General features: G+C 68.1%; 17 protein-coding genes. 4 read left to right on the top strand and 13 right to left on the bottom strand.

Annotated elements, in window-relative coordinates; all coding sequences use genetic code 11:
• The first annotated feature begins 121 nt into the window (after nucleotides 1–121).
• Entirely contained in the window at nucleotides 122–1,123 is a 1,002-nt protein-coding gene (locus FZ033_RS01335; protein WP_149574378.1) for a 2-hydroxyacid dehydrogenase, read from the top strand.
• A gap of 114 nt (nucleotides 1,124–1,237) precedes the next feature.
• Entirely contained in the window at nucleotides 1,238–3,205 is a 1,968-nt protein-coding gene (locus tag FZ033_RS01330; RefSeq protein ID WP_149574377.1) for a tetratricopeptide repeat protein, read from the top strand.
• A 27-nt stretch (nucleotides 3,206–3,232) separates the two neighbouring features.
• Here FZ033_RS01330 and FZ033_RS01325 read toward each other — a convergent pair whose 3' ends face one another.
• From FZ033_RS01325 to FZ033_RS01295, 7 genes are all read right to left on the bottom strand, one after another.
• Nucleotides 3,233–4,045 (bottom strand): HesA/MoeB/ThiF family protein, encoded by an 813-nt coding sequence (locus tag FZ033_RS01325; RefSeq protein ID WP_149574376.1) that lies wholly within the window; start codon nucleotides 4,043–4,045, stop codon nucleotides 3,233–3,235.
• 51 nt (nucleotides 4,046–4,096) lie between these two features.
• A complete protein-coding gene (locus tag FZ033_RS01320; RefSeq protein WP_149574375.1) occupies nucleotides 4,097–4,699 on the bottom strand; it encodes a DsbE family thiol:disulfide interchange protein in 603 nt (200 codons plus the stop codon).
• A complete protein-coding gene (ccmD, locus tag FZ033_RS01315) occupies nucleotides 4,696–4,866 on the bottom strand; it encodes a heme exporter protein CcmD (RefSeq protein WP_149574374.1) in 171 nt (56 codons plus the stop codon). The genes FZ033_RS01320 and ccmD overlap by 4 nt, the downstream gene beginning before the upstream one ends.
• A gap of 22 nt (nucleotides 4,867–4,888) precedes the next feature.
• Nucleotides 4,889–5,620 (bottom strand): heme ABC transporter permease, encoded by a 732-nt coding sequence (locus FZ033_RS01310; protein ID WP_149574373.1) that lies wholly within the window; start codon nucleotides 5,618–5,620, stop codon nucleotides 4,889–4,891.
• Nucleotides 5,621–5,708: 88 nt separating this feature from the next.
• The gene (locus tag FZ033_RS01305) at nucleotides 5,709–6,899 is read right to left on the bottom strand and encodes an ABC transporter permease (RefSeq protein ID WP_149574372.1); all 1,191 of its coding nucleotides are present in this window, start codon (nucleotides 6,897–6,899) and stop codon (nucleotides 5,709–5,711) included.
• The gene (locus FZ033_RS01300) at nucleotides 6,896–7,870 is read right to left on the bottom strand and encodes an ABC transporter ATP-binding protein (RefSeq protein ID WP_188079235.1); all 975 of its coding nucleotides are present in this window, start codon (nucleotides 7,868–7,870) and stop codon (nucleotides 6,896–6,898) included. Before FZ033_RS01300 ends, FZ033_RS01305 begins: the two co-directional genes overlap by 4 nt.
• Nucleotides 7,871–7,896: 26 nt before the next feature.
• Entirely contained in the window at nucleotides 7,897–8,829 is a 933-nt protein-coding gene (locus FZ033_RS01295; protein ID WP_188079234.1) for a polyprenyl synthetase family protein, read from the bottom strand.
• Between the two features lie 353 nt (nucleotides 8,830–9,182).
• On the opposite strand from FZ033_RS01295, the gene fni reads away from it, so the two are divergent.
• A complete protein-coding gene (gene fni / locus FZ033_RS01290) occupies nucleotides 9,183–10,214 on the top strand; it encodes a type 2 isopentenyl-diphosphate Delta-isomerase (protein WP_149574369.1) in 1,032 nt (343 codons plus the stop codon).
• A gap of 130 nt (nucleotides 10,215–10,344) precedes the next feature.
• Here fni and FZ033_RS01285 read toward each other — a convergent pair whose 3' ends face one another.
• The 4 genes from FZ033_RS01285 to aroC form a co-directional block, all read right to left on the bottom strand.
• Nucleotides 10,345–11,199 (bottom strand): DUF1194 domain-containing protein, encoded by an 855-nt coding sequence (locus FZ033_RS01285; protein ID WP_149574368.1) that lies wholly within the window; start codon nucleotides 11,197–11,199, stop codon nucleotides 10,345–10,347.
• Between the two features lie 219 nt (nucleotides 11,200–11,418).
• Nucleotides 11,419–12,732: a 3,4-dihydroxy-2-butanone-4-phosphate synthase gene (gene ribB / locus FZ033_RS01280; RefSeq protein ID WP_149574367.1), complete on the bottom strand. Its 1,314-nt coding sequence runs from the start codon at nucleotides 12,730–12,732 to the stop codon at nucleotides 11,419–11,421.
• A gap of 128 nt (nucleotides 12,733–12,860) precedes the next feature.
• A complete protein-coding gene (locus FZ033_RS01275; protein ID WP_149574366.1) occupies nucleotides 12,861–13,250 on the bottom strand; it encodes a PRC-barrel domain-containing protein in 390 nt (129 codons plus the stop codon).
• Nucleotides 13,251–13,374: 124 nt separating this feature from the next.
• Nucleotides 13,375–14,487, bottom strand: coding sequence for a chorismate synthase (gene aroC, locus FZ033_RS01270; RefSeq protein WP_149574365.1), 1,113 nt, complete (start codon nucleotides 14,485–14,487; stop codon nucleotides 13,375–13,377).
• Nucleotides 14,488–14,720: 233 nt separating this feature from the next.
• Between aroC and FZ033_RS01265 the strand changes: the two genes are divergently transcribed.
• The gene (locus tag FZ033_RS01265; protein WP_149574364.1) at nucleotides 14,721–16,037 is read left to right on the top strand and encodes a hemolysin family protein; all 1,317 of its coding nucleotides are present in this window, start codon (nucleotides 14,721–14,723) and stop codon (nucleotides 16,035–16,037) included.
• Nucleotides 16,038–16,092: 55 nt separating this feature from the next.
• Here the strand turns inward: FZ033_RS01265 and FZ033_RS01260 are convergent, their stop codons facing one another.
• Nucleotides 16,093–16,845 (bottom strand): hypothetical protein, encoded by a 753-nt coding sequence (locus FZ033_RS01260; RefSeq protein WP_149574363.1) that lies wholly within the window; start codon nucleotides 16,843–16,845, stop codon nucleotides 16,093–16,095.
• 158 nt (nucleotides 16,846–17,003) lie between these two features.
• Entirely contained in the window at nucleotides 17,004–17,594 is a 591-nt protein-coding gene (locus tag FZ033_RS01255) for a histidine phosphatase family protein (protein ID WP_149574362.1), read from the bottom strand.
• Nucleotides 17,595–17,605: the final 11 nt, after the last annotated feature.

Here is a 17,605-nt window from a genome sequence, read left to right as displayed (position 1 = left end):
CGGGGGAGTGCGCCGCTGCGCCGGGCGCGTCAAGGGCACGCGGTGCAGGGCGCCTTGTGTTTCCCTGTCTGTCTGATAGACGGGACCAGAAGCGTTAAGAAATGGGGAATGGGGAGTAACGATGGTGCGTCGCAAACCCCTCGTCGTCGTCACGCGCAAGCTGCCGGACTCGGTTGAAACCCGGATGCGTGAGTTGTTCGACGCGCAATTGAACCTCGACGACGTGCCCATGGATCAGGCCGCGCTCGTGGAGGCCGTCCGGACCGCCGACGTGCTGGTTCCGACGCTGACCGACCGCATCGATTCGGCGGTCCTGTCGCAGGCTGGGGAAAACCTGCGGCTGATTGCCTCCTTCTCCAACGGCGTCGATCACATCGACGTGGCGAGCGCGCTCAATCGCGGCATCACCGTCACCAACACGCCGGGTGTCCTCACCGAGGACACGGCGGACATGACCATGGCGCTGATCCTCGCCGTGCCCCGCCGCCTCGCCGAGGGCGCGCAGGCGGTGATCTCCGACAAGGACGAATGGCTCGGCTGGTCGCCCACATGGATGCTGGGCCGGCGCATCTGGGGCAAGCGCCTCGGCATCATCGGCATGGGCCGCATCGGCCAGGCGGTGGCGCGCCGCGCCAAGGCCTTCGGCCTGCAGATCCACTACCACAACCGCCGCCGCCTCCCCACCGCCGTGGAGGAGATGCTGGACGCCACCTATTGGGACAGCCTCGACCAGATGCTGGCGCGCATGGACATCGTGTCCATCAACTGCCCGCACACGCCGGCCACCTATCATCTGCTCTCGGCGCGGCGGCTCAAGCTGCTCAAGCCCGAGGCCTATGTGGTGAACACCGCCCGCGGCGAGGTGATCGACGAGAACGCCCTGACCCGCCAGCTGGAGGCGGGCGAGCTGGCCGGCGCCGGCCTCGACGTGTTCGAGCATGAGCCGGCGGTGAACCCGAAGCTGATCCGCCTCGCCAAGCAGGGCAAGGTGGTGCTGCTGCCGCATCTTGGCTCCGCAACGCTGGAAGGCCGCGTGGACATGGGCGAGAAGGTCATCGTCAACATCAAGACCTTCATGGACGGCCACCGCCCGCCGGACCGCGTCCTGCCTGCCATGCTGTGAGGCTGGGGGCAGGGAAAGGCGTCGGTCCGCGCTCGCGCGGGCCAGGCCGGAGGGGATAATTGGGACTCGTGACCGTGGATCGTCATCTCACGTTGAGGGAGGGTCTGTCATCGCATGTCTCCGGAAGTCTCAAGCGCGCTCGCCCGCGCGGCCGACCTGCACAGGTCGGGGCATTTCGAACAGGCGCTCGCAATCTATCGCCGGCTTGCAAAGGCGCATTCCGCGTCGTTCGATATCCAGCGCCTGTTGATTTTCGAGCTGCTGCAAGTGGGACGGCCCAAGGAGGCCGTCATAGCGGCGCGGCGCCTTCGGGACGCTCACCCGCGCAATCCCCATGCTGCGATCCTTCTTGGTGCCAGTCACCAGGGCATGGGTAACTGGGAGAAGGCGCTCGTCGCTTTCCAGGCTGCTCTGAGCCTTGAGGGGGCTCCCTTGGAAGCCCGCTTCCTAGCCGGCAATGCGTTTTGTGCCCTCGGTCGATATGTAGAGGGCGTGGCCTGCTATGACGCCGTCCTGGCGGCGGATCCCAGGTCGATCGAAGCCCTCTCCAACCGCGCCGGCGCCCTTGCGCGCATGGGTCGTCTGCAGGGGGCGCTAAGCGATAGCGAAGCGCTTGTCGCCCTACAGCCCTGGCAGCCGCTGCATCTCGTCAATCTGGCGGGTACCTTGCTGGAACTTGAGCGTCCCAAGGATGTCATTGCCGCGGCCGACGCGGCGCTTCGTCTGGCCCCCCGGCTTGCGGACGCCGAATATTTGCGCGGGCAAGCTCTGCTCGGGCTGGGGAATTGGGCGCAAGCCCGTGTCAGCCTGGAGAAGGCTGTCGACCTTGCGCCTCAAAACATTTCATTCCACGCGCGCCTGATTTCCGTGCTGCATCTTCTTGAGGACATGCCCGCAGCACGCAGTGCGTGTGAGCGCGCCCTTCTTCTCGCCCCGAAATCAGCCATGCTCTTGCAGCTTCGCGGGGAAATGCGCCGGGCGCAGGACGATGCTTCCGGTGCCATGGGCGACATCGAAGCGGCGCTCGCGCTCGATCCGCGGCTAGCATCCGCGCACGTGTCGCGTGCCCGGCTGCTGGCGGATGAGGGCCGTCGGGAAGACATGCGCAAGGCCATCGGGCATGCCTTGGAAGTCGATCCGGGGCACCCCTATGTCTCGTATGCGAATGGGATGGAAAAGCTCGCCCAAGGACATTGGCTGGAGGGCTGGGCGGGATACGAGCATCGCGAAAGGATACTGCCGCCGCCCTTCAACCCGCTTCCGTTCACGCGCTGGGACGGGCGGGAAACGCCGGAAGTGCTGGTTGTGCTGGGCGAGCAGGGGATAGGGGACGTGATCTTCTTCGGCCGCCTTCTGCGGATTCTGGCGGATCGCGGGATCAGCACGATCCTGCTCACGCGGCCTGGTCTCATCCCGTTGCTGCGAGACCTCGACGGCCGGGTGCCGGTGGTCTCCGATCTATCGGGAATAGACCAGTCTATGCCGGGCCTGCGCTGGGCTCCCATCGGCAGCCTGCCCCATCTGGTGTCCCCCGACCCGGCCCAGTGGCCCGCCGCGCCTTATCTCACCGCGCCACCGGACAGGGTTTCCAGATGGCGCCATCTGCGCCAGGACGGCGCGTTCAACATCGGCATCAACTGGCAGGGCAATCCGTCGCGCAACGTGGATGTGGGGCGCTCGATCCCACTGGCGCTTTTCGCTCCGCTGGCGGCGATCCCGGGCGTGAACCTTGTGTCTCTTCAACACGGGGCGGGCACCGAGCAACTGGAGCAAGTCCCTTTTGCCGGAGCCATCGTCCGGCCTGACGCGGGCTTTAACACGGACGGCATTTTCGTCGATACGGTCGGCCTGATGCAGTCTCTCGACCTCGTGCTTACCACCGACACCGCGCTCGCGAACGTGGCGGGCGCCTGCGGCGTTCTGACCTTCGTAGCCCTGCGGGCCTTACCCGATTGGCGCTGGGGATGTGAAGGCGAGAAAACCGTCTTCTTTCCGACCTTGCGTCTCTTCCGGCAGCAGATAGCGGGAGATTGGTCGAGCTTAGTTCAGCGTATGGCTGATAAAATACGAGAGCTGATGTAGATTTTCCAATGGCCTGAGAGCTCCCCTTCACGGGGTCCGCACATGCGCCGACAGGTCGGTGATGCGGTCGCCGGTGCCGGTCAGGGGGTTGTCCGGGTCCCAGCCGTAGCTCAGGGTCTCGAAGCGCATGGCGCGGGCGTCGATCATCAGCAGGCGCCCCACCAGCCCCTCGCCGAAGCCGACCACGGCGCGGATTGCTTCCAGCGCGGCGAGCGATCCGGCGATCCCGGCCAGCGCCCCCAGTACGCCGGCTTCTGCGCAGGCCGGCACGGTGCCCGCCGGCGGCGGCTCGGGGAACAGGCAGCGATAGGTGGGGTTGGGGGTCCCGTCGGGCGCGGTTTCATGGGCGCGCAGGGTGGTCACCGTGGCGTCGAAGGCGCCGAGCGCCGCTGTCACCAGCGGTTTTTTTGCCAGCACGCAGGCGTCCGACACCAGATAGCGCGTGGCGAAATTGTCCGAGCCGTCCACCACCACATCCGCATCGGCAATGAGATCCAGTGCGTTGCCGGCATCAAGCCGTACCGCGTGGGCCACCAGTTCCACATGGGGGTTGAGGGCGGAGATGGCGTCGGCGGCGCTGTCGGTCTTGGCCCGGCCCACGTCCTGCGTGCGGTGGATGACCTGCCGCTGGAGGTTGGAGAGGGAGACCACGTCGTCCTCGACAAGGATCAGCCGTCCCACGCCCGCCGCAGCGAGATAGAGCAGCACCGGCGCGCCAAGACCGCCGGCGCCCACCACCAGCACGGTCGCCGCCTTCAGCTTCTGCTGTCCGGGTCCGCCCACGTCGTGGAGCACGATGTGGCGGGCGTAGCGTTCGATCTCGTCAGGGGAAAAGGCCATGTGGGAATCCATAATCCCAGTTGCCGCCGGCGTCACCCTTGTGGCGGCCGCTCAGCTTCCCGAAAGGCGGGCGATCAGCGGCAGCAGCGTGGTGTTGACCGCCTCGGGCGTCAGCGGCCCCACGAACTTGTGGACGATGGTCCCATCCTTCGCGACCACGAAAGTTTCCGGCACCCCATAGACGCCCCAGTCGATGGCCGCGCGGCCCTTGGGATCCACGCCCACCGCCTGATAGGGCAGGCCATATTGGCCGAGGAAGCGGCGGGCGTTCTCCGGCGCGTCCTTGTAGTTGATGCCCACGAGGTTGAAGCGGCCGTCCTTGGCAAGCTGCATGAGCACGGGATGCTCGTCCCGGCAGGGGCCGCACCAGGAGGCCCAGACATTCACCAGCGTCGGCTTGCCGGAGAGCGCCGCCAGATCGATGCCGGGCAGGGGCGCGCCGCCGAGACCCTTCAGGCCGTCCAGCGGCGGCAGCGCCGCCTTGGGCGCGGCCTTGCCCACCAGGGCAGAGGGGATGCGCGAAGGGTCGCCCCCGGTCTCAAGCCGCGAGAAGAACAGGCCGGCGAGGGCCAAAAATAGCACCAGCGGCAGCGCCACCAGCCATAGCCGGCGGCGGGGCCGCAGTGCGCCGGGCGTCTCGTCGGGTGTGCTCATGGTGCATCCCCCGTCTCGCGGCGGGACCTCTTGCCGATGCCGCGCGCCTCCAGATCGGCGAGCGTCCGGCGCTGGCGGCCGTAGTCGACCAGCAGCCAGGCGGCGAGCAGGCCGAGGCCGAGCGTGGCGACGCCGTAGGAGGCGGCGATGAAGGCGAAATGGCTCATGACAGGTGGTCCATCCGCCGGCTCAGGCCATCGCCTCGGCGGCGGCGCGGGCTTCCAGCGCCTGCACCCGGCGGTGGAGGATTTCCGTGCGCATGCCCAGCATGTGCAGGGCCACGAACAGCAGCGTGAAGCCGATGGCGCAGACCAGCAGCGGCCACAAAAGGCTCGATTCGATGGTGGAGCCGCCCATGCGGAACACCGAGGCAGGCTGGTGCAGCGTATTCCACCAGTCCACCGAGAATTTCACGATGGGCACGTTGATGAAGCCCACCAGGGTCAGCACCGCCGCGGCGCGCCCGGCGCGGTTGGGGTCGTCGATGGCGGCGCGCAGGGCCATGAGGCCCAGGTAGAGCAGCAACAGCACCAGCATGGAGGTGAGCCGCGCGTCCCATACCCAGTAGGTGCCCCACATGGGCCGGCCCCAGAGGGCGCCGGTGACGAGGCATAGGGCGGTGAAGGTGGCGCCCACGGGTGCGGCGGCTTTGTGGGCCACGTCCGCCAGGGGATGGCGCCACACCAGGATGCCGATGGAGGACGCCGCCATCATGGAATAGCCGAACAGGCCGAGCCACGCGAACGGCACGTGGATGTACATGATGCGCACCGTCTCGCCCTGCTGGTAGTCGGGCGGGGCGCGGAAGGCGAGAAAGAAGCCGACGGCGAGCGTCACCACCGCCACCCCCGCGATCCACGGCAGGATGCGGGCGGACAGGCTCATGAAGCGGACCGGGTTGGCAAGGTCGAGGATCGCCATGGCGCGGTTCTAAAGCCCCCGCGCGCCGGAGGGAAGCGCTCTCGCCGTTCAGGATTTCGTGTCGCAGGGGTGAGCGTGAGGCTCGCCCTCAGGCTAGCCTCACCTGTCGGCGAATGAGCCACAGGGTGAAGCCCGCCCCTACCGCGCCATAGGCGAGCAACACGGCGAGGGACAAGGCAAGATCGCCGAGGCCGTCGCCGCGCCACAGCGCGCCCTGGAACGCCTCGATGCCCCAGGCTGTGGGCGTCAGCACGCCCAGCGTCTGCAGCCAGTCCGGCATCAGGAAGCGGGGCACCATGCTGCCCCCAACCGCCGAGAGCAGCAGCACCGCGAAGGTGGAGAGGGTCTGTGCCTGATGGCGGGTGCGTGCCACGGCCGCCAGCGGCAAGGCAATGCCCGCCGCCGCCGCCGAGGCTGCCGTCGCCACCAGTGCGACGGTGCCCAGATGCTGAATGACATGGACGCCATACACCACCTGCGCCACCGCGAACAGCACGGCGGCGAGCGCCAGCCCTTGCAGGATCAGGAAAAGGAGCTTGCCGCCCACCAGCGCCAGCACGCCGCCCCGGCTCATGACGATGCGATCGAACACGCCCGAGCGGCGTTCATCTACCAGGCTCGCCGCCCCTTGCACCGCCGCGAACAGCAGGAACAGCATGGCGATGGCGCCGGCATAATAGCTCACCCCCGGCTCGGCCCTGCGGCTGGCGAGGGGCTGGCGCTCCATCAGGTCGGCTCCGCCCTGGGCCACCAGCTCCGGCGCGCGGGACACCGAATCGTCGAGCCGAGCTTTCTGCTCGGCGGAGAACGGACCCACCAGCACCTCGATCTGCCCCGCCACCCGCCGCATGGCGAGGCCCGGCAGATCCTCGGTGAACAGGCGCTGGATGCGGGCAGCGAGCAGCGCTGCCGCCACGTTGCGGCCGGCGTCGGTGATGATCACCAGCGGCGGCTTGTCGGTGGCGGCGGCCACATCGGCGCGCACGATCAGGCCCACGTCGGCGCGCCCGTCCGCCACGCGCTGCGCCACGTCCTCGGGCGCCACCGGAGTCAGGTGGACATCCGGCGCGCGGGCGAGGGCGTCGAGCAGCATGCGGGCGGCGGGAGCGTCCGTGGTCCGCGCCGCCGCCACCTTGATGCTGGACGCCTCCCCGCCGGTGCCGGCGAACACCGCCGCGAACAGCACGAACAGCACCGGCGGCAGGACGAAGGTCATCAGCAGCGCGCCGCGGTCGCGCATCAGTGTGAGCACCATGGCCCGGACGATGGCAATCATCATGAGGACGGCTTCCGGGTGACGGAGGCGTAGAGCGCATCGAGCCCGGCGGCCTGAAGCGAGAGCGTGCGGGGTGCCAGCCCCGCCGCTTTCAGCGCGGCGATGAGATCGCCCGCCGCGGCCGGCGTGTCCGCCACCACCCCGCTGAAGCCGGTTTCGTCAGGCGAGGGGTGAAGGCCATGGGCGGCGAGCACCTGCCGGCCCTTGAGCGTGGGCGGGGTGGCGAAGGTGGCCTCCACCCGGCGCTGGTCGGGAAAGTGCGCGGCGACGAGGGCGCCAAGCTCGCCTTCAAGGGCCACGCGCCCATCCTTCAGGATGGCGACGCGGTCGGCCACGTCCTCGGCGAAGGCAAAATCGTGGGTGACGAGGAGGATGCCGAGCCCTTGTGCCGCAAGGCTGCGCACCAGCGCTGCCAGCTCCGCGCGGGCGGGGGCGTCCACCCCCACGGTGGGCTCGTCGAGTACCAGCAGGCGCGGGTCGCCCACCAGGGCGGCGGCCACGTTGGCCCGGCGCTGCCAGCCGCCGGACAGGCGGTCGATGCGCTCATTGCGGCGATCGGCGACGCCGGTGCGCACCATCACGTTGGCGACGCAGGCGGGCACGGTGGAGCCCGGCACGCCGGCAAGGCTGGCGAACACCTCCAGATTCTCGGAAATGGTCAGGCTGCGATAGAGGGCGATATCCTGCGGGGCGAGGCCGATGCGGGCCCGGGCGGCGCCTTCCGCTGCCGGAACGCCGCACACCGTCACCGTCCCGGCGCGGGGGGCGATGCGGCCGCAGATGGCGCGCACGAGGGTGGTCTTGCCCGCACCATTGGGGCCGGTGAGTGCCGTCACCGTGGCTTCGGGCACGACGAGATCGACGCCGACCAGCACCGCGCGCCCGCCATAGCCCACGTGAAGGCCCGAGATGGCCAGGGGTGGGGCCAGTGAGGGGGCCGGGATCGGGGCTTCCGCGGGGGGCAGGTTTTGCACGGGGAGAGGGTGACGGGACGCGGCGCTCACGGCGCCAGCGGCCCCATCAGTTCGCCGAAGGCTGCGGTCATGAAATCGCGCAGGGGCTCCTGGCCTTCCGTGTTGGCCCCCAGCTCCTGAGAGGCGGCGAGCGCGCCGGCCAAGTGCTCGGACAAGAGCTTGCGCGCGCGCGGCGCGCCGAGGGAGGCGATGACGGTGGCCTTGTGGGCGTCCTTGCCCACGTCCTTGCCGAGGCTGGTGGAGGAGGCGGAAGCGTCGAGGATGTCGTCGAGGATCTGGTAGGCGCGGCCCACATGCCCGGCCAGCGCCTTGAGATGGCTCATCTGGGTCTCGTCCGCCGCCGCCACATGGCCGGCGATCTCCACCGCGGCCGAGAACAGCACACCGGTCTTGCGGCGGTTCACGTCCTCGGTGGCGGAAAGGCTGCGGCCGGGGCTCGGGCGCAGGTCGTCATACTGGCCACCGCACAGGCCCAGCGAGCCCACCGCCATGGAGAGGATGGCCACCGCTTCGAGGCGGGCGTGCTCGCTCACCCCCGGCGCCGCCGCAGCCACCCCGAAGGCGCGCGACAGCAGGCCGATGGAAGCCAGCACTGCCACGTCCTCGCCGTACTGCACATGGGTGGTGGGCTGGGCGCGCCGCATGGCGGCGTCGTCCATGCACGGCAGGTCGTCGACGATCAGGGACGAGGCGTGGATCATCTCCAGTGCGCAGCCGAAATCCAGCACCGCATGCTCGGAGGCGTTGAGCTGGATCGCGGCGGCAAGGGTGAGCAGGGGGCGCAGCCGCTTGCCGGGCGAGAGCAGGATATGCCGCATGGCGGCATGCAGCACGGCCGGATGGGACGCGGCCGGCGGCACCAGCAGTCCGAGCCGGCGATCGATCACCGCACGCAGGAAGGACAGGTCGCGCGAGCGCGGCGGGAAGGCGGCGGTCGTCGGCTCTTCCAGATCCTGCATGCGTCCATCCGGTGTCCGGGTCTCCGGCTCCGCTACGGCCAGCGCCAGGGTGGAACCACCTTGCGAGGCGCCCGGCCGCAGCGCGTCGTGCGAACCTCCCGAGGTCCGCCGGTCCCGTCCGCCCTTCTGCGCCATCCACGCCCCTCATCTCAAGCTGTGCTGCGGGGGCGTACCCCTGCTGGCAAGATACGTTGCCAAAATACGTTGCCTTGAACGACTTTAGATCACCCCTTAAGGAAGGATGCCAGAGCGCGAGGCGCGCCGCGCGACAGATTCTGCCGGCGTGTGGCGTCCTCGCCGCGGCTTCAGGCAAAACGCGTTCTCGTTTTGAAGGTGGGTGCCGGCGAGGGTCGATGGACGAAAGCGGCGCGGGTCGGCGCAAGGAAGACCATATCGACATCGTGCTCGCGGGCGGGCGTGTGGCCTCGCGCGTGGATGCGGGCTTCGACCGGGTACGCTTCATCCATTGCGCGTTGCCGGAACTCGATCTCGACGCCATCGACCTCGGCACGCGCTTTCTCGGCCGCACCCTGAAGGCGCCGTTCCTGATCTCCGCCATGACCGGCGGCCCGGCGCGGGCGGAAGCTATCAACGCCCACCTCGCCGAGGCGGCGCAGGCGCTGGGCATCGCGCTGGGCGTCGGCTCCCAGCGCATCGCCATCGAGAACGGTTCGGCCAGTGGCCTGGGGGCGGACCTGCGGCGGCGGGCGCCGGACATCGCGCTCTTCGCCAATCTCGGTGCCGCCCAGCTTCGGGCCGCGAGCGGCCTGGATGCGGCCCACCGCGCGGTGGAGATGATCGGGGCGGATGCCCTCGTCATCCATCTCAACCCGTTGCAGGAGGCGATCCAGCAGGGCGGCGACCGGGATTGGCGCGGCGTCCTTGATCGCATTGCCTCGCTCTGCGCCGGATTGCCCGTGCCGGTGGTGGTGAAAGAGGTCGGCTTCGGCCTTTCCGGGACCGTGGCTCGCCGGCTCGCGGACTGCGGGGTCGCGGCGCTGGACGTGGCCGGGGCAGGGGGCACCAACTGGGCGCTGGTGGAAGGCGAGCGCGGCACCGGGCGCAGCCGCGCCGTGGCCTCCGCCTTCGCCGATTGGGGCATTCCTACCGCCCAGGCGGTGGTGGAGGCCCGGGCGGCCTGCCCGGATCTCCCCCTCATCGCATCCGGCGGCGTGCGGCACGGGGTGGATGCGGCCAAGGCTATCCGGCTCGGCGCCGATCTCGTGGGTCAGGCGGCGGGCACGCTCAAGGCGGCCGTCACCTCCACCGAGGCGGTGGTGGAGCATTTTTCGTTGATGACGGACCAACTGCGCATCGCCTGCTTTGCCACCGGCGCGGCGGACCTTGCGGCGCTACGCCTGGTGCCGCTCACGAAAGCCGATTGAACGGACTAGAGCTTATGTTGACGCGTTTTCTTCACGCGAACCGGTATCCACTTCGCTCGAAAACGCTCTAAACCTTTGTTTAATCGCAATTCCGGACGCAAAACCGCTTCGCACTTTTGCTGGAATTGCCCTAATTTGCCCAGTGATCCATCCAGATCTTCTCGCCGATGGTGCAGGAGACCCGCGGCTCGGTGGCCGCCGCGCGCTGGACGAGGCCGGGGCCGGGCGGTGGCACAACGCCCGCCACCTCCATCACCAGCTTGGTCTTGATGGCGCGGGCAAACTCTTCCGTATGCTGCACCGGGATGACGAAGGCGCCCGGCCCGCCGATGACGCAATCCTCGTAATAGGCGTCCAGCTCCGGCACATCGAGGGCGGAGGAGGCGCCGCGCTTCAGCAGCAGGGGCAGCCCGTTCACGGTGATGCCCCGCTGCACCACGGAATCGCGGGCCAGGGCCACCGGCGGGCCCTGGTTGTTCACGCCGTCGCCGGAAACGTCGATGACGCGCCGCAGGCCCTTGTAGCCGTTGAGGTCGAACTGGTCGGCGCTGAACAGCAGGGCGCTCGATATGGAGGTGCGGTACACCCGCCGCAGCGGCGCGCCCAGCACAGCGTCGGCGAAGGCCTTGGCGGTCTGGGGGCCGTCGATGATGCGCCAGTCCACCACCACCTTCTGCTCGCCGTCGCCCGCCCATTCCACATATTCCACCGCGATGCGCCCCGAGGGACCAAGGCGCAAGGCATCGAGGAATTCGCGGGAGACGACGGCGGAGGCATAGCCCTCGCGCTGGAGGGCCTGCTCTTCCGTGTCCATGGAATAGGAGACGTCCACGGCGAGGACGAGTTCGAGATCCACGTCGATGCCGCTGCTACCGGCGCGGGCCGTCGTGGTGCCGGCGAGGACAAGGAGCGCGAGGCCTAGAACGAGGCGGCTTGAAACCAGGGACCGAACCAGGGGCCGGGACCAGAAGCGGCGCGAAAACATGGTTTTCTCTCCCGATGGGAAAGCGCGGCATCACGTCACACGGATGCTGACACCTTCCATCGGGGTCGAAAAGAGATTAGCCGCCTGTTTTTAGCTCACGATTTCGGGCGAAGCGTTGCGATCGCTGGCTTCGTCCTGCGGGGCAAGTCTGTCGTCGTTCTGTCACAACGGCTTAGCCCGCCCCGCGCTGCACAAAATTCACGCAGGGGATTGCGAGCCTCAGGAGTCGAGGGACTCCGTATCCACGATCTCGATGCCGAAGCCGGCGAGGCCCACATAGGTGCGGGACTTGGAGGAGAGGAGGCGAATCGAGACGATGCCGAGGTCGCGCAGGATCTGGGCGCCGAGGCCCACCTCACGCCAGTGGCGGTCGCGCTCGATCTCGCTGGAGGACTTTTCCCCGCCGTGGCCCATGGCGATGGCCGGCACGCCGGCGGTGCCGTCGCGCAGATAGACCAGCACGCCGCGCCCTTCTGCCTCAATGCGTTCCAGCGCGCGCTGGATGGTCTTGCCGCCGCCGAAGGCGTCGGCGATGGGATCGGCGCGGTGCAGGCGCACCAGCACCTTCTCGCCGTCGCCGATGCGGCCCTTGACCAGAGCCAGGTGGTTCACCGGATCAAACGGCGTGATGTAGGAAAAGCCTTGCAGCTCGCCGACGCAGGTGGGCACGGGGAATTCCGCCGCCCGTGTCACCAGCTTCTCGCGGGCCTGGCGGTAGGAGATGAGGTCCGCCACCGAGATGCGGGTGAGGCCATGCTTCTCGGAGAAGGCGGTAACCTGCGGTCCGCGCTGCACGGTGCCGTCGTCGTTCACCAACTCGGCGATGACGCCCACCGGCGGCACGCCGGCAAGGCGGCAAAGGTCCACGGCCGCCTCGGTGTGGCCCGAGCGCATGAGCACGCCGCCTTCCTTGGCGATGAGCGGGAAGACGTGGCCCGGCCGCACGAAGTCGGCCGCGCCCATGTTGGGATTGGCCAGCGCCCGCACGGTGTTGGTGCGTTCTTCCGCCGAGATGCCGGTGGTGGTGCCGTGCTTCACGTCGATGGAGATGGTGAAGGCGGTGCCCATGGGGGCGTCGTTGTTCGACACCATGGGATCGAGCCGGAGCCGCTTGGCCTCGGACGGGGGCAGAGGCGTGCACACGATGCCGGAGGTGTTGCGGATGACGAAGGCCATCTTCTCCGGCGTGGCGAGGGAGGCGGCGAGGATGAGGTCGCCTTCGTTCTCCCGATCGTCGTCGTCGGTGACGACCACGATCTCTCCCCGCGCGAACGCTTCGATGGCGGACTGGACGCGGGCCTGGGTATTATCGGTCACGGGTAAACCTCGGATACTGGGCGCGGGAAGCCCGAGGAAATCGTTGGGCGTGACCTCGTGTCCCGTGGCCTGCGCGATCTTCTCGGCGGTCTCGCGGGAGATCCAGGCGCGGTCGTCGTTGCACAGGGCCGTGACGCTGGCGGGCGACATGCCCACCTGCTTCGCAAAGGCGCTACGCTTCGTTCCGGTCGCTGAAAGCCATTCCGCGAGCTTCATGCCGGCAGCATAGCGCGGGAAAATTCAGTGACAATGAAAAATTTGCAATATTCACGTTTGCTGAATTTTGCGGTCGGCAAAAAGGCTGCCGGGGAGGCAGCCTTTCCGTTGCGGGGCTTGGGCCGCGATCACATGGCGGTCGTGCTGAAGGGCGGCACGCCATAATGGTCCGACACCCGTCGCCCGTTGTCCGAGCTCCAGTCATATTCGTCGGACGGATTGTATTTCGGCGCACCCTCGATCTGCTCGCGCGAGATGTTCACGCGGAAGCCGCCGACCGCTTCGTCATAGGTCAGCATCTGCCACGGCACGGGGTAATAATCCTCGCCAATGCCGAGGAAGCCGCCGAAGCTCAGCACGGCGTAGGACACCCGGCCGCTGCTTTTCTCCAGGATCAGCCGCTCGACCGAGCCGATTTTCTGGTCCTGCGGATCGTAGACGGCGGTGCCCACCACCATGTCGCTGGCGACGAGGCTGGGGGTTTCCGTGATGTTGGGGTTCTGCACGTTGGTCTGCATTCGCTTAACCTCCCGAGAGAAGACGTATGCTGACCTAACGCAGGGGCGCCCACCACGTTCCCATGCCCTGAAAATACTGTCTGCCTGAAGGACTATACAGTCATGCTCCAGCACGGAGCGCCGCTCACCCCCTGAACGGCCAGGCCACGCTCTCACCCACCTGCCCGCGGTGGCGCAGGAAGTGGTCGGCGAGCACGCACCACATCATGGCCTCGCCCACCGGCACCGCGCGGATGCCGACGCAGGGGTCGTGACGGCCCTTGGTGAAGATCTCCGTCTCCTGGCCGGTGCGGTCCACGGTCTGCCGGGGCGTGAGGATGGAGGAGGTTGGCTTCAGCGCGAACCGGGCCACGATGGGCGCCCCGGTGGCGATGCCGCCAAGGATGCCGCCCGCATGGTTGGAGAGGAATTGCGGACGCCCCTCGTTGCCGAGGCGCATCTCGTCGGCATTCTCCTCGCCGGTAAGGCGGGCGGCGTTGAAGCCCTCGCCGATTTCCACCCCCTTGGCCGCATTGATGCCCAGCAAGGCGCTGGCGAGATCGGCGTCCAGCTTGCCGTAGAGCGGGGCGCCGAGGCCCGCCGGGACGCCTTCCGCCACCAGTTCCACCACAGCGCCGATGGAGGAGCCGGCCTTGCGGACGGTATCCAGATACTCTTCCCAGAGCGGCACTGTCTTCGGGTCGGGGCAGAAGAAGGGGTTGTTGGGGACCTCGTTCCAGTCCCAGCGGCTGCGGTCGACCTCGATCTCGCCGATGCGCACCACCGCCCCGCGCACGGTGACGCCGGGCAGCACCTTGGCGGCGATGGCGCCGGCGGCGACCCGCGTCGCCGTCTCCCGCGCCGAGGAGCGCCCGCCGCCGCGATGGTCGCGGATGCCGTACTTGATGTCGTAGGTGAAATCCGCATGCCCCGGCCGGTAGGCACCGGCGATGTCGGCATAATCCTTGGAGCGCTGGTCCACATTCTCGATGAGGAGGGCGATGGGCGTCCCGGTGGTGACGAGGCCGCCTTCGGGATGCTCCAGCGTGCCGGACAGCACCTTCACCTGGTCCGGCTCGCGCCGCTGGGTGGTGAAGCGCGACTGGCCGGGCCGCCGCCGGTCGAGGGCGGACTGCACGTCTTCAAGGGCAAAGCGCAGGTTCGGCGGGCAGCCGTCCACCACGCAGCCGATGGCCGCCCCGTGGCTCTCGCCGAAGGTGGTGACCCGAAACAGATGCCCGAACGTGTTGAACGACATGACGCGACAAAATCCCTCACTCGTCCCGGCTCAATAAACGAGGATCACGCCCGAGGAAACTCATGTCTCGAAGCTTGGCCTCCAACGTCTGGCCCAAGCTCGGCGCGGAATGTGCATCGCGGCGCAGGGATAACCGGGTTTCTCAAATCATGGCGTCAAATGTGGCGAGCCTGTCACACAGGCATGCGCAGATGTGCTATGAGGAGCGCCGACGGAGAATTTTCTACCCCGCCATGCCTTTGCTCGAAATCCTGATCGTCCTTTTCCTGGTGTTGCTCAATGCCGTTCTCGCCGCAGCGGAATTGTCCATCGTCTCGTCGCGCCCGGCGCGGCTGAAGACCCTGGCCGACCGGGGCCGCCGCGGGGCAATTGCCGCGCTGAGGCTCGGCGAGGATCCGGGCCGCTTCCTCTCCACGGTCCAGATCGGCATCACCCTCATCGGCATTCTCGCCGGCGCCTTTTCCGGCGCCAGCCTGGGTGAAACCTTCAGCAGCTTCCTGCGTGACTCCGGCATGCCGGACAGCTTCGCCCAGCCCATCGGCTATACCGTGGTGGTGGCCGCCATCACCTATGTGTCTCTGGTGATCGGCGAGCTCATCCCCAAGCGGCTGGCCCTGCAGAATCCCGAGCCGCTGGCCTGCATCCTGGCGCCGCTGATGATCACCCTGTCCAAGGTGTCGCTGCCGGCGGTGTGGCTGCTCGACAAGTCGACGCGTCTGGCGCTGCGGCTGCTCGGCGAGCGCGGATCCAGCTCCAGCGCGGTCACCGACGAGGAAATCCGCGCCATCATCACCGAGGCCGAGACCGCCGGCGTCATCGATCCCGCCGAGCGGCGCATGATCGCGGGCGTGATGCGCCTCGCCGACCGGCCGGTGACCGCCATCATGACGCCGCGGCCCGACGTGGAGTGGGTGGACATCTCCAAGGATGCGGAAGAGGTGCGCCAGGTGCTCCTCCACACGCCCCATTCGCGCCTGCCCGCCTGCGAGGGCTCGCCGGAGGAGACCATCGGCGTCATCCAGGCCAAGCGGGTGCTCGACGCCTATCTCAAGGGCGAGCGGCCCGATCCCCGCCAGTTCGTGCAGCAGGTGCCGTTCATCGTGGAGAATGTGGGGGCGCTGGAGGCCATGCGCATCCTGCGCGGGGCCGAAGTACCCATGGGCATCGTGGTGGACGAGTACGGCGACATGGCCGGCGTCGTCACCGGCTACGACCTGCTCCTCGCCATCACCGGCTCGGTGGATGCGCCTGAGTACAACGAGGCCCGCAACGTGGTGGAGCGGCAGGACGGCAGCTATCTGGTGGCCGGCGACACGCCCATCGACGAACTGCGGGATCTGCTCGACGTGGGCTTTCCGGTGGATGACGGCTACCACACGGTGGCGGGCTTCGCCCTCTCGCACATCAAGGAGCTGCCGCAGGAAGGCGCGGTCTTCACCGCGCTGGGCTGGCGCTTCGAGATCGTGGACATGGACGGACGGCGCATCGACAAGCTGATCGTGTCCCGTCCCCACGTCCTCCACCGGCAGAAGGTCGCCGGGGAGGCCTGACGATCTTCTCCCAGGTCACCCTCGCCCGCTTGGGGCGAGGGCAGGGTAGGCGGCCTCAGTCGCGTCGGGCGAGGGAGCGCAGGAAGCCCTCGTATTCCTCGGTCAGCTCCATATCCACGCCGAACGCATTCTTCAGCAGGATGTTGGCGATGAAGGGCTGGTCGTTGCGCGTCTCTTCCAGGGTTTCGCGCAGCACCGGTACCGTGTCCTCGATGTGCTTGAGGAAGGCGATGCCCTTCTCCAGGGTCTCGTTCCACTTGGCGCGATGCCAGAGCGCCAGCGGGTACATGATCTCGTGCACGAAGTTGGACTTACGCGCCTTCTCGAAGAAACGCAGGCCTGCGCTCCAGTTTTCCTTGGCGCGCAGCGGCGGCGGCGGGATGTCGCCCAGCAGCATCTTCTTGCCGGCCTGGCCGACGAAGTCCTCCAGCGTGATCGGCGTGTCGATCTGGGTGCGGAAGTGCCAGAGCGCGAAATTGCCGGGATATTCCTTGCCCATCATCTCGATGAGGGCGGATTCCACCTTGTCCACCGCGGCTTTGTCGCCTTTCAGCGCAGCCGTCATGCAGAAGGCGGCGACCGCGTCGTTGCCCACATTGTGCACGCCGCCATTGGCGAGCTGGGCGGGGGTCAGGGTGGGGGTCTTGCCGTCGGCCGGAACGGTGGTCTCGCCCGCACGCAGGTCGGTGATGAACTTCGTGATTTCGAGCCAGCCCATGTAGTTGGCGATGAAGGCGTCGGGGTCCACGTGCACGATGGCGAGGTTGAGCGGCATCTTCCGCTTTTGCAGTTCGGCCATGTCGGTCATGAAAGGGTCCCCCGGGGCTCGGGTCAAAAGGCATCAAGGAAAAGCGGTCGCGTCGCGTTCACGACAACGCCGCCGGGTGTACCGGTTTGACACAGCAAGAAAAATGCCAAAGGGGAGGGTCTTGGGGGAGGGGGCTGCCGAACGCGTGCGCGGAGCTTTTAGTCCGCCACTTCGAAGCCGCCGGGGGTCACCACATAGACCGCGCCCTGGCGCACCGGCAGGATGGCGGCCTCGCCTTCCGGCATGCCGGCCTTCACGTGCAGCAGCGCCCGGATGACGCCCCCATGGGTGACGATGACCGCATCGTCCGCGATCGCGTCGCAGGCCGCGTTCACCCGCTCGCACAGGTCACCGTAGCTTTCACCGCCGGGCGGGGTGAAATTCCATGGGTCGAGGTCGCGCTTGCGCACGTTGAGCTGGTCGCGGCGGCGCAGTTCCGGCCAGGTCTGGCCCTCCCACTGGCCGAACGAGATCTCGGCGAGGCGGGGGTCGGTGGGGAACTCGCTGGCCGGCAGGTCGAGGCAGGTGCGCAGGATGCGCATGGTCTCCACCGCCCGCGACAGGGGGCTCGATACGTAGGCGAGCGCCTTGGGATCGCCGGCGAGCTGGGGCAGCACGCGGCCGACGCGCCCGGCCTGGATGCGGCCCAGCGCGTTGAGGGGCACGTCGCGGCGGCCCTGCAGGCGACCGACCACGTTCCAGTCGGTCTCGCCGTGGCGCACCAGGAAAAAGCGTCGGTTGGTGGTCATGATATGCGCAC

Source organism: Xanthobacter oligotrophicus (genome assembly GCF_008364685.1).
GTDB lineage: Bacteria > Pseudomonadota > Alphaproteobacteria > Rhizobiales > Xanthobacteraceae > Xanthobacter > Xanthobacter oligotrophicus.
Note: the sequence above shows the minus strand (reverse complement) of the source record. Positions and strands in the feature narration are given on the sequence as shown.